Origin of the sequence: Lentzea fradiae (assembly GCF_900100955.1) — a bacterium.
In the GTDB taxonomy this organism is placed as follows: Bacteria; Actinomycetota; Actinomycetes; order Mycobacteriales; family Pseudonocardiaceae; genus Lentzea; species Lentzea fradiae.
Genome location: NZ_FNCC01000002.1, coordinates 606,264 through 625,174 on the forward strand (window position 1 = coordinate 606,264; position 18,911 = coordinate 625,174).

Here is an 18,911-nt window from a genome sequence, read left to right on the forward strand (position 1 = left end):
TTCGGGTTCAGATCACCCAACGGTGCGGGTACCACCTTACGAGACTTCTGCGGCGCAACGACGCTTAGCCCGCCGGAGGAGGCGGCTGCACCACGGGAGATGTCGTCGTGTTCGACGTCGTCGTCGTGGTGGTCGGCGGCTTCGTCGTGGTCGTGGTGGTCGTCGTGGTCGTCGTCGTTGTGGTGGTCGTGGTTGTGGTCGTCGTAGGTGCAGACGTCGTTTCCTGCGTGGGGGTTGCCTCGGTCGTGGTGGTGATCACCGGGGCCTCGGACACCTCGGAGGTCGTCGGCACCGCCGTGGACGAGCTCGGCGGCGGCACGATCGGCGTCTCCTGCTCCCGGTTGAACACCCCCAGCGCGACCATCAGACCACCGATGACCAGCAGCAACGCCAGCACGACGGCCGCGATGACCAGCGGCTTGTTGTCGTCGGCGCGCTGGGGGCGGGCCGGGGCCATCGGGGGAGCCGTGCGCGCCGGCGAGGTGCGCGTGGCCGCGGCCGGGCGGACGACGCGCGTCCGTTCGGGCTCCATCATCGTCGTCGGGTCGGGCCCCGCGGGCACCGCCAGGCCGCTGAACGACGGCGACCGGCCGTGCGCGATGGCGTTGAACAGGTCACGCGCCTGCGACATCGTCGGCCGGTCGTCCGGCTCGAAGTTCAGCAGGTACAGCAGCGTGTCGGCGAGCGGGTGGTCGACGGTCGGCTGGTTGATCCGGCCCGCCGCGACGGCGTGCAGCACACCGAGGGTGTTCTCGCTCACTCCGTAGGGCGGTTCGCCCTCCATCGCGGCGAACAGCGTCGAGCCGAGCGAGTAGACGTCCGACGCGGGCGTCGGGTCCTGGCCCCGCGCGATCTCCGGCGCGAGGTACGCGGGGGTGCCCGCGATCAGGCCGGTCTTGGTGACCGTGATGTCGTCGGAGGCGCGCGAGATGCCGAAGTCGGTGATCTTGACGATGCCGTTGTCGGCGATCAGCACGTTGCCGGGCTTCACGTCGCGGTGGACGATCCCGGCCGCGTGCGCCGCGGCCAGCGCGGCCGCGCACTGCGCGCCGATGTGGGCGACCTCGACCGGGTCCATCGGCCCGCCCTCGGCCAGCGCGTCGGCGAGGCTGTAGGACGGCAGGTACTCCATGACCAGGCACGGGACGCCGTCTTCTTCCACGACGTCGTACACGGCGATGGCGTTCGGGTGGTGCAGCTTGGCGGCGATGCGGCCCTCGCGCATGGCGCGCTGGATGGCCTCGTCCTGCTCCGCCTCGTCCAGACCGGGGGCCAGCAGCAGCTGCTTGATCGCGACCTCGCGGCCGAGCCGCTCGTCGTGAGCGCGCCACACGATGCCCATCGCCCCTGAACCGATGCGGTCCAGGAAGCGGTAGCGGTCCGCGATCAGGCGTCCGTCCGAGGTGTCGGACGTAGTCACAAGACCACCCCGGCGCTCGGCAGCGTGACTGCGGAAGCAGGTCCCACGCTCGTGCTCCTCGTGCGGTAGTCAGCGGTCGTCCGGAATGCCCGCACAGGGTACCTGCCGGACAGCGGCGCCGAAGCTACCCGTCGTACGTCAGTTCACCGGGGCGAAGAAGTCGAAGCCGCCGACGACGTCGCCCACGGTGTCGAGCACCGGGTCGAGGAGGCCGAGGTCCACGCTCACGTCGACCGGGTTGGCGGAGGTCGGGAGCGGGTTCGACGAGGAGGAAGGGGGCGGCGTGACGCTGCTCGGGGCGGTCGCGGGGGTGGACGCCGAGGTGGTGGTGGTCGGCGCCGGCGGGGCGGGCGTCTGCGACGACGGCGGCGTGCTCGGCTGCGTGGTCTCCGGCGACGAGGTCGGCGTGCTGGCGGCCGGCGGCGTCTCGGAGGTGGGCTGCTGAGTCGGCTGCTGCGTCTGCGTGGGCTGCTGCGCCGGACGCGGCTGCTGGGTCTGGACGTACGGGGCGACGCGCGTGGTCGGAGCGGTCGTCTCCTCGGTCGTCTCCTGCGTCTCGGTCGCGTCGGCCTGCTGCGTCTTGTTCGACGGCAGCTTCACGACGCCGCCCTCGGTCCCGGCGCTCGCGGCGCGGGCCTGGGCGCGCTCGTCGAACCGCACCTCGGCGAGCGGGCGCTCGTCCGGCGAGGACAGCAGCGAGGAGGCGGCGAACGCCATCGACCCGCAGAGAACGACGCCACCGCTGGCGGCGACGGCGAGCTTGCCGACGGTGAACCCGCCGCGCTGCGTGTCGTCGGCCCTGCCCTCGCGGCGCAGCAGCTCGGTGATGTGCAGCTCGCCCATCGGCTGCTTCTTGAGCTTGCCGCCGTGCACCTTGACCGGCTTGAGCTTGACCGTCGGCTCGAACGCCTCGGGGGTGATGTCGTCGGTGATCACCGGGATCTCCACGGTCTCCGCCTCGCGGCGGGCGATCAGCTCGGCGACCGACAGCTGCCCGGTCGACTCCGCCGACCCGTTCAACCGCCGACGATGGTCCTCAATCGACACCGCTCGTTCACCCTTCCAAGTTCGCGTATGCGCACTGGCGGGAACATGGATACCGAATCGTGACCCGAGATGTAACCCCTTCGGGGGAATTTTCACGTCACTTAGTGGGTATGCGCGACGAGCGGTCACCGTTCGACTGCGAACGGCGATCCGGTGCGGCGGGACCGAACAGCCCGGCCTAACTGCGTTGGGCCGAAAGGACCTCCGTGGCGACGATCCGCGGCTGGGACGTGTCGGTGAGCCAGAAGAGCTGTTCGAGGCGCAGCCAGCTGCCGTCGAGCTCCTGCATCGACACGACCGCGAGCACCGAGCCGTCCGGCCGCAGCGACGTCTGGTCGACGTTCACCGTCTTGATCATGCTCCACGCGTCGACGAAGGCAGTGGGGTCGGACCCGACCAGGTTCGGCGCCAGCAGCCTGGCGGCGGAGCCGGGCTTGGTGATGAGCAGCTCGTAGAACCGCTTCACCACGTCGACCTGCGGCTGAGGGCCGGTCGACACCTCCGGCGTCGACGGTTCCGGTTGCTGCTGAAGCAGCAACGCGGACGGCTGCGGCATCGGCGCGACGGCGGTGGTCTGCGGTGCCGGCGGACGCTCGTTCGGCAGCTGCGCAGCCAGGACGTCCGGGCGCAGGGCGCTCGCCCCGGACAGGGCGACGGGGCGCTCGGAATACGGGATGCCCGCGTTCGGCGGGCGGTTGGCGACGAGGATCGCCGCGCCCGTGACCGAGGAGACGAGCAGGGCGGCACCGGTCAGCAGGCCGGCCGCCCTGGCGATCCGGTTCCGCTTCGCGCGGCGGCGGTGACCGGAGGCCACCGGGATGACGGCGGTCGCCGCCGTGGCGTTCGCCGTCGCGTTCGGGCCGAGCAGCGAGCTGACCAGGGCGTCGGTCGCGGCTTCCTCCTGCGAGGGGATGCGGATCGGCTGCTGCCTGATCAGCTCGGCGACGCTGATCGACCCCGCGCGGGTGTGCCTGCGGCCGGTCGTCGCGGGACGCTGCACTGGTCTTGTCCTCCGTACTGTCCGTGTTCACCTGAAGACGTACCGTGTCCTTGCCGAGAGACGCCAGTCCCCAGGCCGACTTCACGCGTTCGAGGCGTTCAGCGGTGCTTTGGAATCGTTCAAAGGTTGCTACCTACTACGTTCGGTAGCCCTCGCCCGGAGCTTGAGGCGGATCAGCCGCCCGTCTTCAACCGTTCACCGTTGATCAGCGGCTGCTCGCCGAGGGTGAAGCTCAGCTCGCGCTTCTCCGTGCTGACCGAGCCGTCCTTCCTCGTCACCCGCAGCACGCTGACGGTGACCCCGCTGCCGGGGTCGACGGCGATCTCCCGCACCTCGATCAGCTCGATGTCGGAGAGCTTGCCGTCGAGCAGCGCGCCCGCGTTCGACCGGACGGCGTCGGTGGTGAGGGCGAGCGCGGCCTCGGCGTTCGCGACCATCGCGCGGTAGAAGGACTCGGTGCGCCGGGCGATCTCGGAGCCGTCGACGATCGGCTCCTGCGTGACCGGCAGCGTCGTGATCACGGGCGCCGCGATGATCGGCGGCAGCGCGCCGGACGCGGAGGTGCGGGACGGGGACGTGCCGGACGTGGTCGGGACGGACGCCCGGCCGCTCGGGGCCGGCTCCCGGCCCGCGCCCGTGTCCTGCGGGAGGACGCGCCGGCCGGTGGCCATCGCAGCCTCGGGCGTGTCGCTGACCGGCGGGGTGGTGCCGCCCGTGGGCAGCTGGGAGATGAGCGGCACGTCCGACGGGTAGCCGGGCAGGCCGACCGGGTCGACCCCGCCGCTGCCGCCGACGAGCTTGGCCGCCGCGACGCTCAGGCCGACCAGCACCAGCACCGAGGAGACGACGGCGAACCACGCCGCGCGGCGCCAGGTGCCCGGCGGCGTGACCGACGCGGGCACCAGGCCGATGTTGAACTTCCTCAGCCCGTCGGTGTCCTGCAGCGGGTCGACGTCCCGGCGGGGGTGCGGGATGCGGCCGCCCCCGCCGGCGGGCCGTGCCCACGGCGGGGCGACGGCCTCGTCGACGCGATGTTTGCCCGGCTGTTCGTCCATCCCGACACCCCTCTGCGACGGCACCAGGGTAGGGCCGTGCGGAGGTAGCCAACCCGCCAAAAGGGGCTGTTCGGGAGGAGGGACACCCGATCGTGTGGAGTTGTCAGCGGGGCGGGAGCTGGGCCCGGCCGCTGTTCAGCTGCTTGCGCGTCTTCTGCACGCCGTTGATCGCGGCGAGGCCGCTGCCACCCGCGATCAGCGCGCCGACCACGTCGGCGCCGAACGAGTCGCCGCCGGTGATCATCAGGCCGATCGCGGCGCCGGCGGTCGTGATGATCGCGGTCTTCCAGCGGCTGCGGACGAACTGCGAGACAGGTGCTCCGGCGAGCCCCTTCTTGTTCGCGGCCGAGCCGAGCAAGCCCAGGTAAGCGTCGTGCGCCAAGGCGGCGATCAGGCCGGCGATGGCGATCAGTGCGGCGATGAGGCCCATGCCTCCAGTGTGCCCCGAGAAATTTTCCGTGGACCATCCGTGATCGCCCTGATATCCGAAGAGCGTGGAGATGTTCTGGCACGACGACTGCCTCGAGCACGACGCCGGTGAGGGCCTGTGGGAGCTGCCGGGCTCCTGGCCGTGGCTCGACGTGGCCGAGCCGCACCCGGAGAACGCCGCACGGCTGTGCACGTTCCGGCACGCGTTGACGCACGGCCCCGTGGCGCCGCACCTCACGTGGCACGAGGGTCGGCACGCGACCGTCGACGAGCTCCTGCGCGTGCACACGGCGGGCTATCTCGACTCGTTGCGCGTGTCGGAGCGTGTCGCGCTGGAAGTGAACACGGTCGTGGGACCGGAGACGTGGCGTGCGGCGTGCGCGGCGGCGGGGACGGCGCTGGCCGCGTTCGAGTCCGGCGCACCTCTCGCGTACGCGCTCGTGCGACCGCCCGGCCACCACGCGCAGCCGGACATGGCCGACGGCTACTGCTTCATCAACAACGCGGCCCTCGTCGCCGAGACCGCACGACGGCAGGGGCTTCGGGTCGCCGTGCTGGACTGGGACGTGCACCACGGCAACGGCACGCAGGAGGTGTTCTACGACCGCCCGGACGTGCTGACGATCTCAGTGCACATGCGTCACGGCTCGTGGGGCACGAACCACCCGCAGACGGGTGCGCCGTCGGAACTGGGAGCCAACGGCCGCAACGTCAACATCGAGTTATCGCTCGGTGCGGGCGACACGGCGTACATGCGCGCGCTCGACGAGATCGCGTTCCCTCTGCTGCGTGACTTCGCCCCGGACCTGTTGGTGTGCGCGTCCGGGTTCGACGGGTCGGCGTTCGACCCCAACGGCCGCCACAACCTCACGGCGGCCGGCTACCGCGAGATCGGCCGCCGGGTGGCGTCGTTCGGCACCCGCGTCGTGCTCACCCAGGAGGGCGGCTACCTGCGCGGTTACGCGGCGGTGTGCCTGCACGCGCTCGCCGAGGGGCTGCTGCGGCTGCCGGAGCCGTTGCTCGGCGACCCGCTGGCCTACCTGCCGGACGACACCCAGCTCGTGGACGCCGACCTCGAACGCGTCAGGGAGGCGCTGAAGCCTTTTTGGCCCGGCGTGCTGTGACGCCGGGCCGTGCGCCGTCCTACCTGCCCAGCGGGCCGCGGCCCATCTTGAGCAGGACCAGTGCCAGGTCCTTGCCCTCCGGGCCGAGCGACCGGTAGCGGTTGAGGACGTCGATCTCGCGGTTGTGCACGATCTTCGTGCCGCCCGCCGCCATCCGCGCGGCTCCGATGATCTTGGAGACCTCGATGCGGCGCTGCACGAGCCGCAGGATCTCCGCGTCCAGGTGGTCGATCTCCTGACGCAGGTCGTCGATGTCCGGCTCGGTGGTGGTGTCCATCATGGGTGACCTCTCGACTCTTCGAGCCCTGGCCCGGAAGCAGCGAAGCCCCGGGGTCCGAGGACTCCGGGGCTTCGTGGTGGCTTTGTCAGCGCTGGACGACCACGGGAGCCGGAGTCCGGGTCCCGTAGAAAAACTCGAAGAACGTCGCGCGCACGGACCCAGTGTTGCACAGGACGACCCGCGGTTGCCAAGCCGGTGAGCGGAACCACCCACCAGATGGGACACCCCCGATCGAACACGTGGTCGGGTGGTTCGCGGAATCGTCGGTGCCGCCCGGTACCGTGGGTGGACGATGAGCGCCTTGTTCGACTTGCCCTCAAGTCCCCCCGTTTCCCGCGCGGGCCACCTGCTCGACGACCTGAACCCCGCGCAGCGCCGTGCCGTGGAGCACGCCGGTTCACCACTGCTCGTGGTGGCGGGCGCGGGCTCCGGCAAGACGCGCGTCCTCACCAGGCGGATCGCGTACCTGCTCGCGGCACGTGACGTGCACCCCGGCGAGATCATGGCCATCACGTTCACGAACAAGGCCGCCGCGGAGATGAAGGAGCGCGTCGCCGACATGGTCGGCTCCCGCGCCCGGTCGATGTGGGTGTCGACGTTCCACTCGATGTGCGTCCGCGTCATGCGCCGCGAGGCCAAGACCCTGGGCATGTCGTCGAACTTCTCGATCTACGACAGCGACGACACGCGCCGGCTCATCACGCTCGTCGCCAGGGACCTCGACCTGGACCCGAAGAAGTACCCGGCCCGCACCCTGGCCGTGCACATCTCGAACCTGAAGAACGAGCTCGTCGACCCGGAGACCGCCACCGCCCAGGCCACGAACGACCTGGAACGCCGCGTGGCCGAGGTCTACACCGTCTACCAGCGCCGCCTGGGCGAGTCGAACTCCCTCGACTTCGACGACCTCATCATGCGCACCGTCGAGCTGCTGCAGACGTTCCCGGACGTGGCCGAGCACTACCGCCGCCGCTTCCGCCACGTCCTGGTCGACGAGTACCAGGACACCAACCACGCCCAGTACACGCTGGTGCGCGAGCTGGTCGGCAAGGCGGGCGGCGAGATCCCCCCTGCCGAGCTGTGCGTCGTGGGCGACGCGGACCAGTCGATCTACGCCTTCCGCGGCGCCACGATCCGCAACATCGTCGAGTTCGAGCGCGACTACCCCGACGCCACCACGATCCTGCTGGAGCAGAACTACCGCTCCACCCAGAACATCCTCACGGCGGCGAACGCGGTCATCTCCCGCAACCCGAACCGCCGCGACAAGTCCCTGTGGTCCGACCTGGGCGAGGGCGAGAAGATCGTCGGCTACGTGGCCGACAACGAACACGACGAAGCCGCGTTCGTGGCCAACGAGATCGACCGCCTGGTCGACGGCGGCGAGGTCAACAACTCCGAGATCGCCGTCTTCTACCGCACGAACAACCAGTCGCGCGTCTTCGAGGAGATCTTCATCCGCCTGGGCCTCCCGTACCGGGTGGTCGGCGGCGTCCGTTTCTACGAGCGTCGCGAGGTCCGAGACGCCCTGGCCTACCTGCGCACCCTGGCCAACCCGGACGACACGGTCTCCCTGCGCCGCATCCTGAACGTCCCGAAACGAGGCATCGGCGAACGAGCGGAAGCCTGCGTCTCCGCCTACGCCGAACGAGAGCGCATCAGCTTCGCGGCGGCCCTGCGCGACCTCGACAAGGTCCCGATGCTGAACCCGCGCTCCCGCAACGCCATCGCGGGCTTCGTCGAGATGATGGACGAGCTGGGCGAGATGGTCGCCCGCGAGGACGACGTGGCCGACATCCTCGAAGCGGTCCTGGAGAAGACCGGCTACCGCACCGAGCTGGAAGCCAGCGAAGACCCGCAGGACCACACACGCGTCGAGAACCTCAACGAACTGGTCACCGTGGCCCGGGAGTTCACCGAACTGGAGCTCCCCGAAGGCGCGGAACCAGTCCCGTCCCTCCCGGCGTTCCTCGAACGAGTCTCCCTGGTCGCGGACGCGGACTCCATCCCGGACGCGGAGTCCGACGGAGTGGTCACCCTGATGACCCTCCACACCGCCAAGGGCCTCGAATACCCGGTCGTCTTCAGCACAGGCTGGGAAGACGGCGTCTTCCCGCACATGCGAGCACTGGGCGACCCAGCCGAACTGGCGGAAGAACGCCGCCTCGCCTACGTGGGCATCACCAGAGCCCAGCGCCGCCTCTACCTCTCCAGGGCCCTGGTCCGCTCGGCCTGGGGCCAGCCCTCGGCCAACCCGGCCTCCCGCTTCCTGGGCGAGATCCCGGAAGACCTGATCGACTGGCGCCGGACGGAACCCTCCCGCTCCACCCCGGCCGCAGCCACGACCTGGGGCCGTTCAGCCTCGGGCGGCATGGCCTCCCGCGGCCTCTCCCGCCCGGCCCCCGGCAAACAGGGCTGGAAGGACGCCCCGGCGATGAAGCTGGACGTGGGCGACAGGGTCACCCACGACAAGTACGGCCTGGGCCGAGTGGTGGCGGTGGACGGCGCGGGCCTGAGGGCCACCGCGACCATCGACTTCGGCGCGTCCGGCACAGTCCGCCTGATGCTCATCGGCAGCGTCCCCATGACCAAGCTCTGACCCGCCCGCCCCACGCATCCCGGGCGAGCCCCTCGACGGAGCAGCCGAACCGCCCACCGCCGACCCGGCGGCCGCCCAACACAAAACCAGGCGTGCCATCTGCGAGAAGCGGTGCCTGCGGGGCGTGGTGGCTGCGAGGCACGCTGGCTACCGGACACATCGGCTACCGGGCGCGGCGACCCCCCACCCCACCAGCCAAACAAGACCCCACTTCCAACCTCACCGCCCATCCGACCAGCACTTTCCCGCCCGCCGAACCCCACTCCATCCCCCGCCCGAAAATCCCCGAAAAAACCTCCCGAAACCCGCGCAACGATCCCCGGCCTCGTACGTCTATGTGGGTGTCGCAAGCAGCACAGCCGAAGGACTGTTCGGGCAGCCCGGAAGGCACAGGGGAGCAGCCTGCGGACAAGGGGAAAGCGAAGAGACGGCGGGGGTCGGACTTCGCGGCGATGTGCGGCCGGACCGAACGGGAGAGCGGTCCGGCCGCACAGTCCCACCCGCGATGACACTTCCGGAAACGCAGCGGCACGCCCGGAAACCCCCAGGTCGGGAACCACCTAGGCCGAACCCTCAGCCCGTGCTCGAGCGGGGCTGCAGCCGGACGGCCGAAAATTGTCAGACCCCCCGAGCACAATCAACCGCATGAAGTCGTCGACGGTGCGGGAGAGCTCGAGATGGACCACGTGCTGGCAGGTCTGCTCCGCGAACGTGTGTTCGCAATCCTCGCCAGCCTGGAATCGCCGGAGACGCACAGGCTCACCACGGCCTGGCGCGCTCTCCTGCACCTGCACGAGCAGACCGAGAGCGGGACCTGCAGGGCGTGCGGCCGCCGGCGCGGGCACATGTGCTCGGTCTGGCGGGTGGCCGCGACCCACTTCCTGAGCCGGGAGTAACGGATCCAATCGAGATGCCGACTCATCTTCAGCCGGAGCCGCGGAACAAACCGCGAGCGACCCCGGTTGGAAGGCTCGTAAGCCCCTGAGGCGCCCTGAGCGCCCCGATCCACACCCGGAGGTGGGTCAGCACAGTCAGAGCCGTCAGAAAGCTACTGAGCCGTAGTTCAGGACTTCGCGAACCCTGAACGGTGGCCAGCAGACCCGGAACTGCACACCTCGGAACAGCGGACTCGGAACCGAGCCCAGCAGACCCAGAACGGCAACGGACAACCGAACAGGGACAGCCTGGCCCGGGGGAGGGTCAGGACGTCAGACGGTCACGCCGCGCTCGTTGAGCCAGCCGAGCGGGTTGATCTTCTGGCCGCTGGGGTTCCACACCTCGAAGTGCAGGTGGGGGCCGGTGGAGAAGCCGCGGTTGCCCATGCGGGCGATCTGCTGGCCCGCCTTGACCTGCTGGCCTTCGCTCACGGAGAACGTGTCCATGTGGCCGTAGACGGTGATGGTGCCGTCCGCGTGCTGGACGCGGACCCAGAGGCCGAAGCCGGAGGCGGGACCAGCCTCGATCACGACGCCGTCGGCGGCGGAGACGATCGGGGTGCCGATCGGGCCGGCGATGTCGATGCCGAGGTGCATGGTGCCCCAGCGGCCGCCGTAGCCGGAGGTGAACTCGCCCGCGGCGGGGCGGACGAACTTCGGGCGCTTCTTCTCGGCCTCGACGGCCTCGCGCTCGGTGGTGAGCTGCTGGCTGCGCAGGAGCTTGGCGGCTTCCGCGGAGCCCTCGGACGTGGTCTTGGAGACCGCGAGGATCTGGGGGGCGGGGGCGGTGTCGCCACCGACGCCGTCGAACGTGGCCGCGCCGTCGGAGTGGTTCGCGAGCTGCACGTCCGTGCCGTCGCCCGCACCGGCCTGCAGTGCCTGGCCCGCGCCTGCGGCGGCGAAGGCACCCACCGCGACGGCGGCGACGACGATGCGTCCGCGCAGCGCCGAGGGCGGCGGGGGGAGCCGGTGGGAGCTGATGGTGCGTGTTGAAGCGCGGTCGACTGCCTCGTCAAGCGCAGCGCTGCGTTCATGGCCGCCGGGGGAGCGGTGGTGACTCAAAGCTTGCCCTTCCGCCTTCGGGGAGCCTGATCGGGTGGACGCCGGGCGGGGGATTCCCGGTGAGCCAGGTTTCGGGGTTCTGACTCGGTGTCCTTCTGTGATCAGACCGTGACAACGGACCGGGGGACAGTAACGGCGGGAAGCCTCGGAGGGCAAACCCCAGTTTGTTACGTCCACCGGACGGGCGGCGACCAGCTGGTTTCAACTGTCAACTGTGACGGTCGGTCATTCCGAGAGGGTGACATGCCTCATTGCCAGCGGCGATGGGGTGAGTCGAAGAGTCATCCGATCGGGTGATGGCAGTCACAACTACCTGAAGCGTTCTCGTGTCAACCGGGAGGGACAGGTGACCTGAATCACGTATCTGGTGCTCCTCGACGGCCAACGAGGGGTGCTCCAGCCGGGCGTTGCGCTGCGGCACGATGATCTGGTCCATCTCCGACCACACGACCACGAAGCGTGTCCGGCACGGCCGGCACGGTTCGGCGAGCTCTTCCAGCAGTTCCGACCCCGGACGCAGCTGTTTCGTGAGCGAGGTGGGCAGTAGATAAGCGGTGAGCGTGCCGCTGTGTGGCGTCCCCAGGGTCACCAGCGTGCGGACGCGGGAGTCACCGTGCAGCCGCTGCACGTAATAGCGAGCGATGAGCCCGCCCAGGGAGTGCCCGACCACGTGCACCCGATCGGACCCGGTCTGCTCGCAGATTCGCTCGATGTGGGCACCCAGCAGGGCGGCTGAGCGCCGGACGTCCCCCGTCAACGCCGTCAGCACGCTGTAGTTGATGGCGTGCACGACACCGAAGCCCCGCCTCCGCAGCGCCCCCGACAGCACCGCGAAGGCGGAGCGGTTGTCCCCGATGCCGTGCACCAACACGATCGGGGTGCCCGCCGCGTCCATCGCCGAAACCACCAGTCCGCGCTGGCGCGGTGGCAGGCCGTCGGTGCGGTAGTGCCGGAAGTGGCCTTCGGGGCGGATCTGCTCGGTGACGGCGCCCCACGGGTAGAGCACGGCGTGGGCCGTCAGCCAGGCCGCTTCCATCGCGACACCGCGCATCCCGCCCGGTGAGGCCATCGCGCGCAGGGCGACCTTGACCTCTTCGGCCACGTCGCGTGCGGTGTGCACTCCCCAACCGGCACGATCGAGGACCGCGTCAGTCAGACGCGTCATCCACGACCGGCCGTTGTCGCTCACATCAGCGACGGTAAGTGATGGCCTCACCAACCAGGAGTACCCGACGGATCTTTTCCACATGCGAATCCGGTTCATCGCATCCGGTGACAGACGGCTGCGCGGCACCGGACGCCGATGTTGCTAGGTTCGCCCGCGATGACTCGAACCGAGCTCGAGAACCAGACTCCCGCCGCCACCCGGCTGCGCATCTCGTGGGGCCTCGCCGCGGCGGGCTCCCTCCTCCTCGTGGTGGGCCCGCTGCTCGGCGTCGTCGACGGTGCGGAACCCGCGTTCACCTCGTGGCCGCTGCTCGCCCTGCTCGCGGTGCTGCCCCCGGCCGTCGCCGGGGTGCTGCTGTTCCGGGGCAGGCCGTTCGTCGCGGCCGGGCTGGTCGCCGCCACCGGTGTCTTCGCGGTCGGACGGCTGCTGAGCGACCTGCAGGTCGCGTTCGCGCCGATGGCGGTGGCCCGGCCGGAGCTGTTCCGCCCCTCCACCCTCATCGCCGTCACGCCGTCCGCGGGCGTGTGGCTGCTGGTCTTCGGGCACGTCCTGGTGATCGCGGGCGGCGCGCTCGCCGCGGGTAGGGCGGGCCTGCCCGCCGACGAGTCCGAACCGCCGACGCTCGTCGCCCTCCCCGTGCTGATCGCGGCCGTGGCGGCGATCGGGCTGCTCGGCAAGCCGTTCCTGTCCACCGACCCGTTCCAGCTGGACCGGGGGCCGTGGGACCTGCCGGTGCTCGGCCTGACGGGCGGGCTGCTGATCGCCGTCGCCGCGCCGCTCGCCACCGCGCTCGCCGCCAGCTCGCCCGACCCGGACACCCGGCAGGGCGGCGTCCTCGGCGTCACGCTCGCCGTGCTCGCCCTCGTGCTGCCGCCGCTGGTCACCGGCACCGTCGCGGACGGCCTGACGATCAGCTCGGGCCCGCTGGTCGCCCTGCTCGCCGCGCTGGTGCTGCCCGCCGTTCCGCTCGTCGGCAGGACGATCCGGCTCGCGCGCGGCCGGCGCGACGAGACCCGCGACCCGGCGCTGCCGTCGCTGCGGCGCCTGCACCTGGCCACCGGTGTCCTCGCCGTCCTCGCCGCCCTCGCGATGACCGTCGGCGCGCTCCTGCCCCAGCTCGTCCTCTCCACCGGGGACGCGGCACCGGGCCTGTCGTCGGCGAACCTGCTCTGGGTGGCCGGCCCCGTCTTCGGCGTCCTGGGCCTGCTGATGCTGGTGCCGTCCGCCGGTCCGGTGGTGCGGCCGGCGCTGTGCGGGACCTACGCCGCCATGCAGCTCGCGGCGGCGAGCGCGACCGACCCGGTGCTCGACGCGAGCAGGCTCGGCATCGCGCAGCCGGGCGCGGGCTTCTGGCTGATGGTCGCGGAGCTGCCGCTCGGGCTGCTGGCGCTGGTCTGCGCGGCCCTCGCCGGTGCCGTCGAACGGGAGAACGAGGACATCGGCGAACGGGAGCAGGTCCCGGTGACCGAGCTGGGCGCCGTCCTGCTCGCCGGGTTCCTCGCGGTCGGCGCGTTCGTGCTGCCCACCGTCCGCGGCGACAGGTACACGGGGGCGACGGTCGTGCCGTCCGACGACCCGGCGATGTCGTGGTCGCTGCTCGTCTCGCTCGTCGTCCTGGTCGTCACGCTGGTCGTGGCGCTGCGGTCGAGGCCCGCCCGCGGTGCCGCCGAGCTGGTCGGCGTGGCGGTGCTGGTCGGTGTGCGGGCGCTCGAACTGCCGCTGACCGGTGACCGGGTCGAGGGTGCGGTCGTGGCCGCCGGGACGTGGCTCGCGCTGGCGTCGTGCGTGGCTCTGCTCATCGGCGCGGCGTTGCTGGGCGCCCGCGCGACGAGGTGAAGTGAGGACGTCTCCTCACGTCTCCTCACGTCCGGCACGCGCGTGATCGACCTCACCGCCGCTGAGACCGACCTCACCGGCGGCGACGTGCGAGCGGTAGCCGGGGCTCGATAGTGTCTGGGCCCAGCCGCGTCAAGTGGGTTCTGACGGCCCCTTGAGGACCACCCAGGCGCGGTGTTCCGACACCGACGTCGCAGGAGACCCGAGTGGACCTGTACGAGTACCAGGCGAAGGACCTCTTCGCCGCCCACGGCGTCCCGGTACTGCCGGGCGATGTGGCCACCAACCCCGACGACGCCAAGGCCATCGCCGCGAAGTTCGGCCAGGCGGTCGTCGTCAAGGCCCAGGTGAAGACCGGTGGCCGCGGCAAGGCCGGTGGTGTGAAGCTCGCTTCCACCGCCGAGGAGACCGAGGAGAAGGCCAAGGCCATCCTCGGCCTCGACATCAAGGGGCACATCGTTCACCGCGTGCTGGTGACGCCCGCCTCCGACATCGCGGAGGAGTACTACTTCTCCTTCCTGCTCGACCGCGCCAACCGCACCTTCCTCGCCATGGCGAGCGTCGAGGGCGGCATGGACATCGAGGAGGTCGCGGCCACCAAGCCCGAGGCCCTCGCGAAGATCCAGATCGACGCCATCAAGGGCGTCGACGCCGCCAAGGCGAAGGAGATCGCGGACGCCGCGAACTTCCCGGCCGAGGTCAAGGACCAGGTCGTCGAGACCATCGTCAAGCTGTGGGAGACCTTCGTCGCGGAGGACGCCACGCTGGTCGAGGTGAACCCGCTGGTCCGCGACCCGCAGGACAAGATCGTCGCGCTGGACGGCAAGGTCACGCTCGACGAGAACGCCGCCTTCCGTCACCCGGCCCACGCCGAGCTGGTCGACAAGGCCGCGGAGAACCCGCTCGAGGCCAAGGCCAAGGAGAAGGGCCTCAACTACGTCAAGCTCGACGGCGAGGTCGGCATCATCGGCAACGGCGCCGGTCTCGTGATGTCCACGCTGGACGTCGTGGCGTACGCCGGTGAGAAGCACGGCGTGAAGCCCGCGAACTTCCTCGACATCGGCGGCGGCGCGTCCGCCGAGGTCATGGCGAACGGCCTGGACGTCATCCTCGGCGACGAGGCCGTCCGTTCGGTGTTCGTCAACGTCTTCGGCGGCATCACCGCGTGCGACGCCGTGGCCAACGGCATCGTCAAGGCGCTGGAGATCCTCGGCGACTCGGCCACCAAGCCGCTCGTCGTCCGCCTCGACGGCAACAACGTGGAGGAGGGCCGCGCGATCCTCGCCGAGGCCAACCACCCGCTGGTGACCGTTGTCGACACGATGGACAACGCGGCCGCGAAGGCCGCCGAGCTCGCGGCTGCGGGGGTCTGAGAACGATGGCTATCTTCCTCAACGAGAACAGCAAGGTCATCGTCCAGGGCATGACCGGTGCCGAGGGCACCAAGCACACCAAGCGCATGCTCGCGTCCGGCACGAACATCGTCGGTGGCGTGAACCCGCGCAAGGCGGGCGAGAAGGTCGACTTCGACGGCACCGTCCTCCCGGTCTTCGGCACCGTCAAGGAGGCCATGGAGGCCACCGGCGCGAACGTGACCGTGATCTTCGTCCCGCCGGCCTTCTCGAAGGCCGCCGTGGTCGAGGCCATCGACGCCGAGATCGAGCTGGCCGTTGTCATCACCGAGGGCATCCCGGTGCACGACACCGCCTACTTCTGGGCGCACGCCGTCGCGACCGGCAACAAGACCCGCATCATCGGCCCGAACTGCCCCGGCATCATCAGCCCCGGCAAGTCGAACGCCGGCATCATCCCCGCGAACATCGCGGGCGGCGGCAAGATCGGCCTCGTGTCGAAGTCGGGCACGCTGACCTACCAGATGATGCACGAGCTGCGGGACTTCGGTTTCTCCACCGCGATCGGCATCGGTGGTGACCCGATCATCGGCACCACGCACATCGACGCCCTCGAAGCCTTCGAGGCCGACGAGGAGACCGTCGCGATCGTGATGATCGGCGAGATCGGCGGCGACGCCGAGGAGCGCGCGGCGGCGTACATCAAGGAGAACGTGACCAAGCCGGTCGTCGGCTACGTCGCGGGCTTCACCGCCCCCGAGGGCAAGACGATGGGCCACGCCGGCGCCATCGTCTCCGGCTCGGCGGGCACCGCGCAGGCGAAGAAGGAGGCCCTCGAGGCCGCCGGCGTCAAGGTCGGCAAGACGCCGTCCGAGACGGCCGACCTGATGCGCGAGATCATGAAGAGCCTGTGACCAGGCTGCCGTCTGCGGAGCAGCGGCATTCGAACACAGAGGGCCGGATTCCGAGTACGTTCGGAGTCCGGCCCTCGCTCGTCTGGCGGAACCGGGACCACCTGTCACACGTCTGAGCAGTCGGCGTGGACTCGCGAGTTCCTCCGCAGGGGCGGCAGCGAACACTGCTAGCGTTTTGAGAATCACTCGGTTGGAGGAGGAGACCTCGACATGTCCGTGCCTTACGGCGCACCCCAACAGCAGCCGCCGGGTCCGGCACAGCACCAGGCACCTCATCAGGCCCCTGGCGCCCCCGGCGCCAACAGCATCAACCTCGGCCTGATCCTCCCGCTGGTCGCCGCGGGTCTCGGCCTCGTCGCCTACCTCGTCACGTTCGCGGACGACGTCAGCGGCGGCGTCACGTACCTGCTCGCAGCGGGCATGCTCGCCGGTCTCTCGGTGCTCCCGAGCATCCCGAGGGGCTTCGTGCCGGTCGCCGCGGTCCTCGCGGCCGTGCAGGCGCTGCTGCAGCTGCAGGGCATCATCAAGTCGCCGACCGTGCAGGGTCTCGACATCGTGCTGCTCATCGTCGCGCTGCTGGAGACGGCGGCGATCGTGCTGGCGTTCCTGCTGGCGGAGGGCATCGTGAAGATCGAGCCGAAGCCCGCGAACCCGTACGCGGGCCAGCAGGCGCAGCCCGGTGGCTGGAACCCGCAGAGCGGCGCGTTCCCGCAGCAGCAGGCCCCGCAGCACCCGCAGTCCGGCGCGTTCCCGCAGCAGCAGGCCCCGCAGCAGGCGGGCCAGCCCGCTCCGGAGCAGTCGTTCGGCCAGCAGTCCTTCGGCCAGCAGTCGTTCGGTCAGCAGCCGCAGCAGCCCGCGCAGCAGAACCAGCAGAACCAGCCGGGCCAGCCGCCGCAGCAGACCAGCTTCATGCCGCAGCCGGGCCAGTTCGGCTCGCCGGGCACGCCGCCCGGTGGGTTCGGCGGGCCTCAGCAGTAAGTTCGCAACACCGTTCGACTTCAGGGGTGGTGCCGGGCTCGTCCGGCGCCACCCCTGTCGCATGTCCCGGCGTGCCTCACCCGTTCGGCTCAGCCGGCCTGACACAGTGGAGAAGTGCCCGTGCTGCAACGCGATGTGACCCGTGAGGTCACCACCGTGCGTCCGCCGGAGTTCTCGCGGTCCGAGCGGGTCCGGGTGCTCGTCGCCGCCGCCGTCGGGTCCGTGGTCGTCGGCTACGCGGCCGTGGCCGCCGTGCTCGCGCTGGTCTCCGCCACGGCGACGTACGCCGAGTTCTCCACCTCCGGCGTGCTCAGCACCGCCGCGCCCGCGTGGCTGGCGGCGCACCACGTGCCGTTGCGCTTCGACGCGGGCCAGCTCGGCGTGCTGCCGCTGCTGCCGACGGCGTTGCTGATGCTGCTGGTCGGCCGCACCGCCGCGGGCACCGCCGATCGCCTCGGCCTCTACGAACCGCTCCAGGCGCGCGCCGTGGTGCTGAGCATCGCCGGTGCGCACGCCGTCGTGGGCGGCACGATCGCGTTGCTGATGGGCGACGGTGTCGTGCGCGCCACGCCCGCCGTCGCGTTCTTCGGCTGCGCCGCGGTGTCGGCGCTGGCCGCGACCATCGGCGTCGCCCGCCGCTGCGGCCTGGTCGAGGTGGTGTTCGACAAGCTCGACCCGGTGGCGCTGCACGGTCTGCGCGCCGGGTTCATGGCGTTGTTCGGCCTGGTCGGGCTGGGCGCGCTGGCGGTGGCGGCCGGGCTGGCCGCGTCCTGGCCGACCACGAGCGGGCTGTTCGCGGAGGCGGGCCCGTCGGTCGGCGTCGGTCTCGGCGTGTTCCTGCTGTGCGTCGCCTACCTGCCGAACGCGGTCGTCGCCGGGTTCTCCTACGTCACGGGCGCCGGGTTCTCGCTCGGCGTGGTCGAGGTGTCGCCGCTGCACTTCACCGGCGGCCCGGTGCCGCCGGTGCCGCTGCTGGCCGCGATGCCGGAGGACAAGGCGGTGTGGAGCCCCGCCGTGCTGGTGGGTGCCGCGGCGCTCGGGGTGCTGGCCGGCTGGACCTGCCGGAAGGTGTCCGACCGGCCGAGCTCGCGGGTGCGGGCCGTGCTGGTGGCGGCCGTGACGGCGGCCGTGGGCAGCCTCGTGCTCGCCGCCACGGCGGGCGGACGGCTCGCGGAAGGCTCGTTCGACCCGGTCACGGTGCCCGCCGGCCTGCTTGCGCTGACCGTGGCGCTGTGGGTGCTGGTGCCGGGCGCGCTCGTCGCCTGGCTCGCCGGGACCAGGGCGAAGGCCGCGGTGGCCGCGGTGGCCGCCGGTGGGGCCGAGCTCGTCCAGCCCGACTACGAGGAGGCGGACGACGCCGACGTCGTGTTCGAGGACGACGAGCTCACCGACCAGTTCGACCAGCTGGAGCCCGTCGACGCCGACGAGTTCGAGGTCGAGGAGGACCTCGACGACGACTACTACGACGAGGACGAGTACGAGGACGAGTACGAGGACGTCCCGGTCGGCGAGGACGAACCGGACGACGATCCCGCCGAGGACGCCTACCCGGACGACTCCGACCCCGAAGACTCCGCTCAGGAGGACTCCGCCGAGGAAGAGGAAGACCTCGACGCGGAGTTCGACGAGATGCTCGGCATGGAGCCGGAGGAGGACCTGGACGGCAAGCCCGATCGGTGACGTCATAGGCTGCCCCTGAGCTGCTGCGACAC

General features: G+C 70.8%; 15 protein-coding genes. 7 read left to right on the top strand and 8 right to left on the bottom strand.

Annotation, left to right across the window (positions count from 1 at the left end):
• Positions 1-64: 64 nt before the first annotated feature.
• From BLT23_RS07045 to BLT23_RS07065, 5 genes are all read right to left on the bottom strand, one after another.
• Positions 65-1,420 carry a serine/threonine-protein kinase gene (locus BLT23_RS07045; RefSeq protein WP_245743723.1) on the bottom strand — a complete coding sequence of 452 codons (1,356 nt, stop codon included), beginning with the start codon at positions 1,418-1,420 and terminating at the stop codon, positions 65-67.
• 138 nt (positions 1,421-1,558) lie between these two features.
• Positions 1,559-2,440, bottom strand: coding sequence for a hypothetical protein (locus BLT23_RS07050; RefSeq protein WP_090046709.1), 882 nt, complete (start codon positions 2,438-2,440; stop codon positions 1,559-1,561).
• Positions 2,441-2,645: 205 nt separating this feature from the next.
• The gene (locus BLT23_RS07055) at positions 2,646-3,467 is read right to left on the bottom strand and encodes a hypothetical protein (RefSeq protein WP_090046711.1); all 822 of its coding nucleotides are present in this window, start codon (positions 3,465-3,467) and stop codon (positions 2,646-2,648) included.
• Positions 3,468-3,640: 173 nt separating this feature from the next.
• Positions 3,641-4,522, bottom strand: a complete 882-nt coding sequence (locus BLT23_RS07060) for a hypothetical protein (protein WP_090046713.1) — start codon at positions 4,520-4,522, stop codon at positions 3,641-3,643.
• Positions 4,523-4,625: 103 nt separating this feature from the next.
• A complete protein-coding gene (locus BLT23_RS07065; RefSeq protein ID WP_090046715.1) occupies positions 4,626-4,952 on the bottom strand; it encodes a hypothetical protein in 327 nt (108 codons plus the stop codon).
• Positions 4,953-5,022: 70 nt separating this feature from the next.
• Here BLT23_RS07065 and BLT23_RS07070 point away from each other — a divergent pair, with 70 nt between their 5' ends.
• Entirely contained in the window at positions 5,023-6,075 is a 1,053-nt protein-coding gene (locus tag BLT23_RS07070) for an arginase family protein (protein WP_090046942.1), read from the top strand.
• Between the two features lie 19 nt (positions 6,076-6,094).
• Here BLT23_RS07070 and BLT23_RS07075 read toward each other — a convergent pair whose 3' ends face one another.
• On the bottom strand, positions 6,095-6,352 hold the full coding sequence (locus BLT23_RS07075) for a chorismate mutase (protein WP_176946639.1): 258 nt from the start codon (positions 6,350-6,352) through the stop codon (positions 6,095-6,097).
• A gap of 295 nt (positions 6,353-6,647) precedes the next feature.
• Between BLT23_RS07075 and pcrA the strand changes: the two genes are divergently transcribed.
• Positions 6,648-8,954 (top strand): DNA helicase PcrA, encoded by a 2,307-nt coding sequence (gene pcrA / locus BLT23_RS07080; protein WP_090046719.1) that lies wholly within the window; start codon positions 6,648-6,650, stop codon positions 8,952-8,954.
• A 1,208-nt stretch (positions 8,955-10,162) separates the two neighbouring features.
• Here the strand turns inward: pcrA and BLT23_RS07090 are convergent.
• Positions 10,163-10,801 carry a M23 family metallopeptidase gene (locus BLT23_RS07090; RefSeq protein ID WP_245743724.1) on the bottom strand — a complete coding sequence of 213 codons (639 nt, stop codon included), beginning with the start codon at positions 10,799-10,801 and terminating at the stop codon, positions 10,163-10,165.
• Between the two features lie 358 nt (positions 10,802-11,159).
• Positions 11,160-12,140 carry an esterase/lipase family protein gene (locus BLT23_RS07095; protein ID WP_245743726.1) on the bottom strand — a complete coding sequence of 327 codons (981 nt, stop codon included), beginning with the start codon at positions 12,138-12,140 and terminating at the stop codon, positions 11,160-11,162.
• 135 nt (positions 12,141-12,275) lie between these two features.
• On the opposite strand from BLT23_RS07095, the gene BLT23_RS07100 reads away from it, so the two are divergent.
• From BLT23_RS07100 to BLT23_RS40585, 5 genes are all read left to right on the top strand, one after another.
• Complete coding sequence (locus BLT23_RS07100) at positions 12,276-13,955, top strand: hypothetical protein (protein WP_090046727.1); 1,680 nt, start codon at positions 12,276-12,278, stop codon at positions 13,953-13,955.
• Positions 13,956-14,161: 206 nt separating this feature from the next.
• The gene (sucC, locus tag BLT23_RS07105; protein WP_090046729.1) at positions 14,162-15,328 is read left to right on the top strand and encodes an ADP-forming succinate--CoA ligase subunit beta; all 1,167 of its coding nucleotides are present in this window, start codon (positions 14,162-14,164) and stop codon (positions 15,326-15,328) included.
• 5 nt (positions 15,329-15,333) lie between these two features.
• Complete coding sequence (gene sucD, locus BLT23_RS07110; protein WP_090046731.1) at positions 15,334-16,221, top strand: succinate--CoA ligase subunit alpha; 888 nt, start codon at positions 15,334-15,336, stop codon at positions 16,219-16,221.
• Positions 16,222-16,431: 210 nt separating this feature from the next.
• Positions 16,432-17,199 (top strand): DUF5336 domain-containing protein, encoded by a 768-nt coding sequence (locus BLT23_RS07115; protein WP_090046732.1) that lies wholly within the window; start codon positions 16,432-16,434, stop codon positions 17,197-17,199.
• A 120-nt stretch (positions 17,200-17,319) separates the two neighbouring features.
• Positions 17,320-18,879, top strand: a complete 1,560-nt coding sequence (locus tag BLT23_RS40585) for a cell division protein PerM (RefSeq protein WP_176946633.1) — start codon at positions 17,320-17,322, stop codon at positions 18,877-18,879.
• Positions 18,880-18,911: the final 32 nt, after the last annotated feature.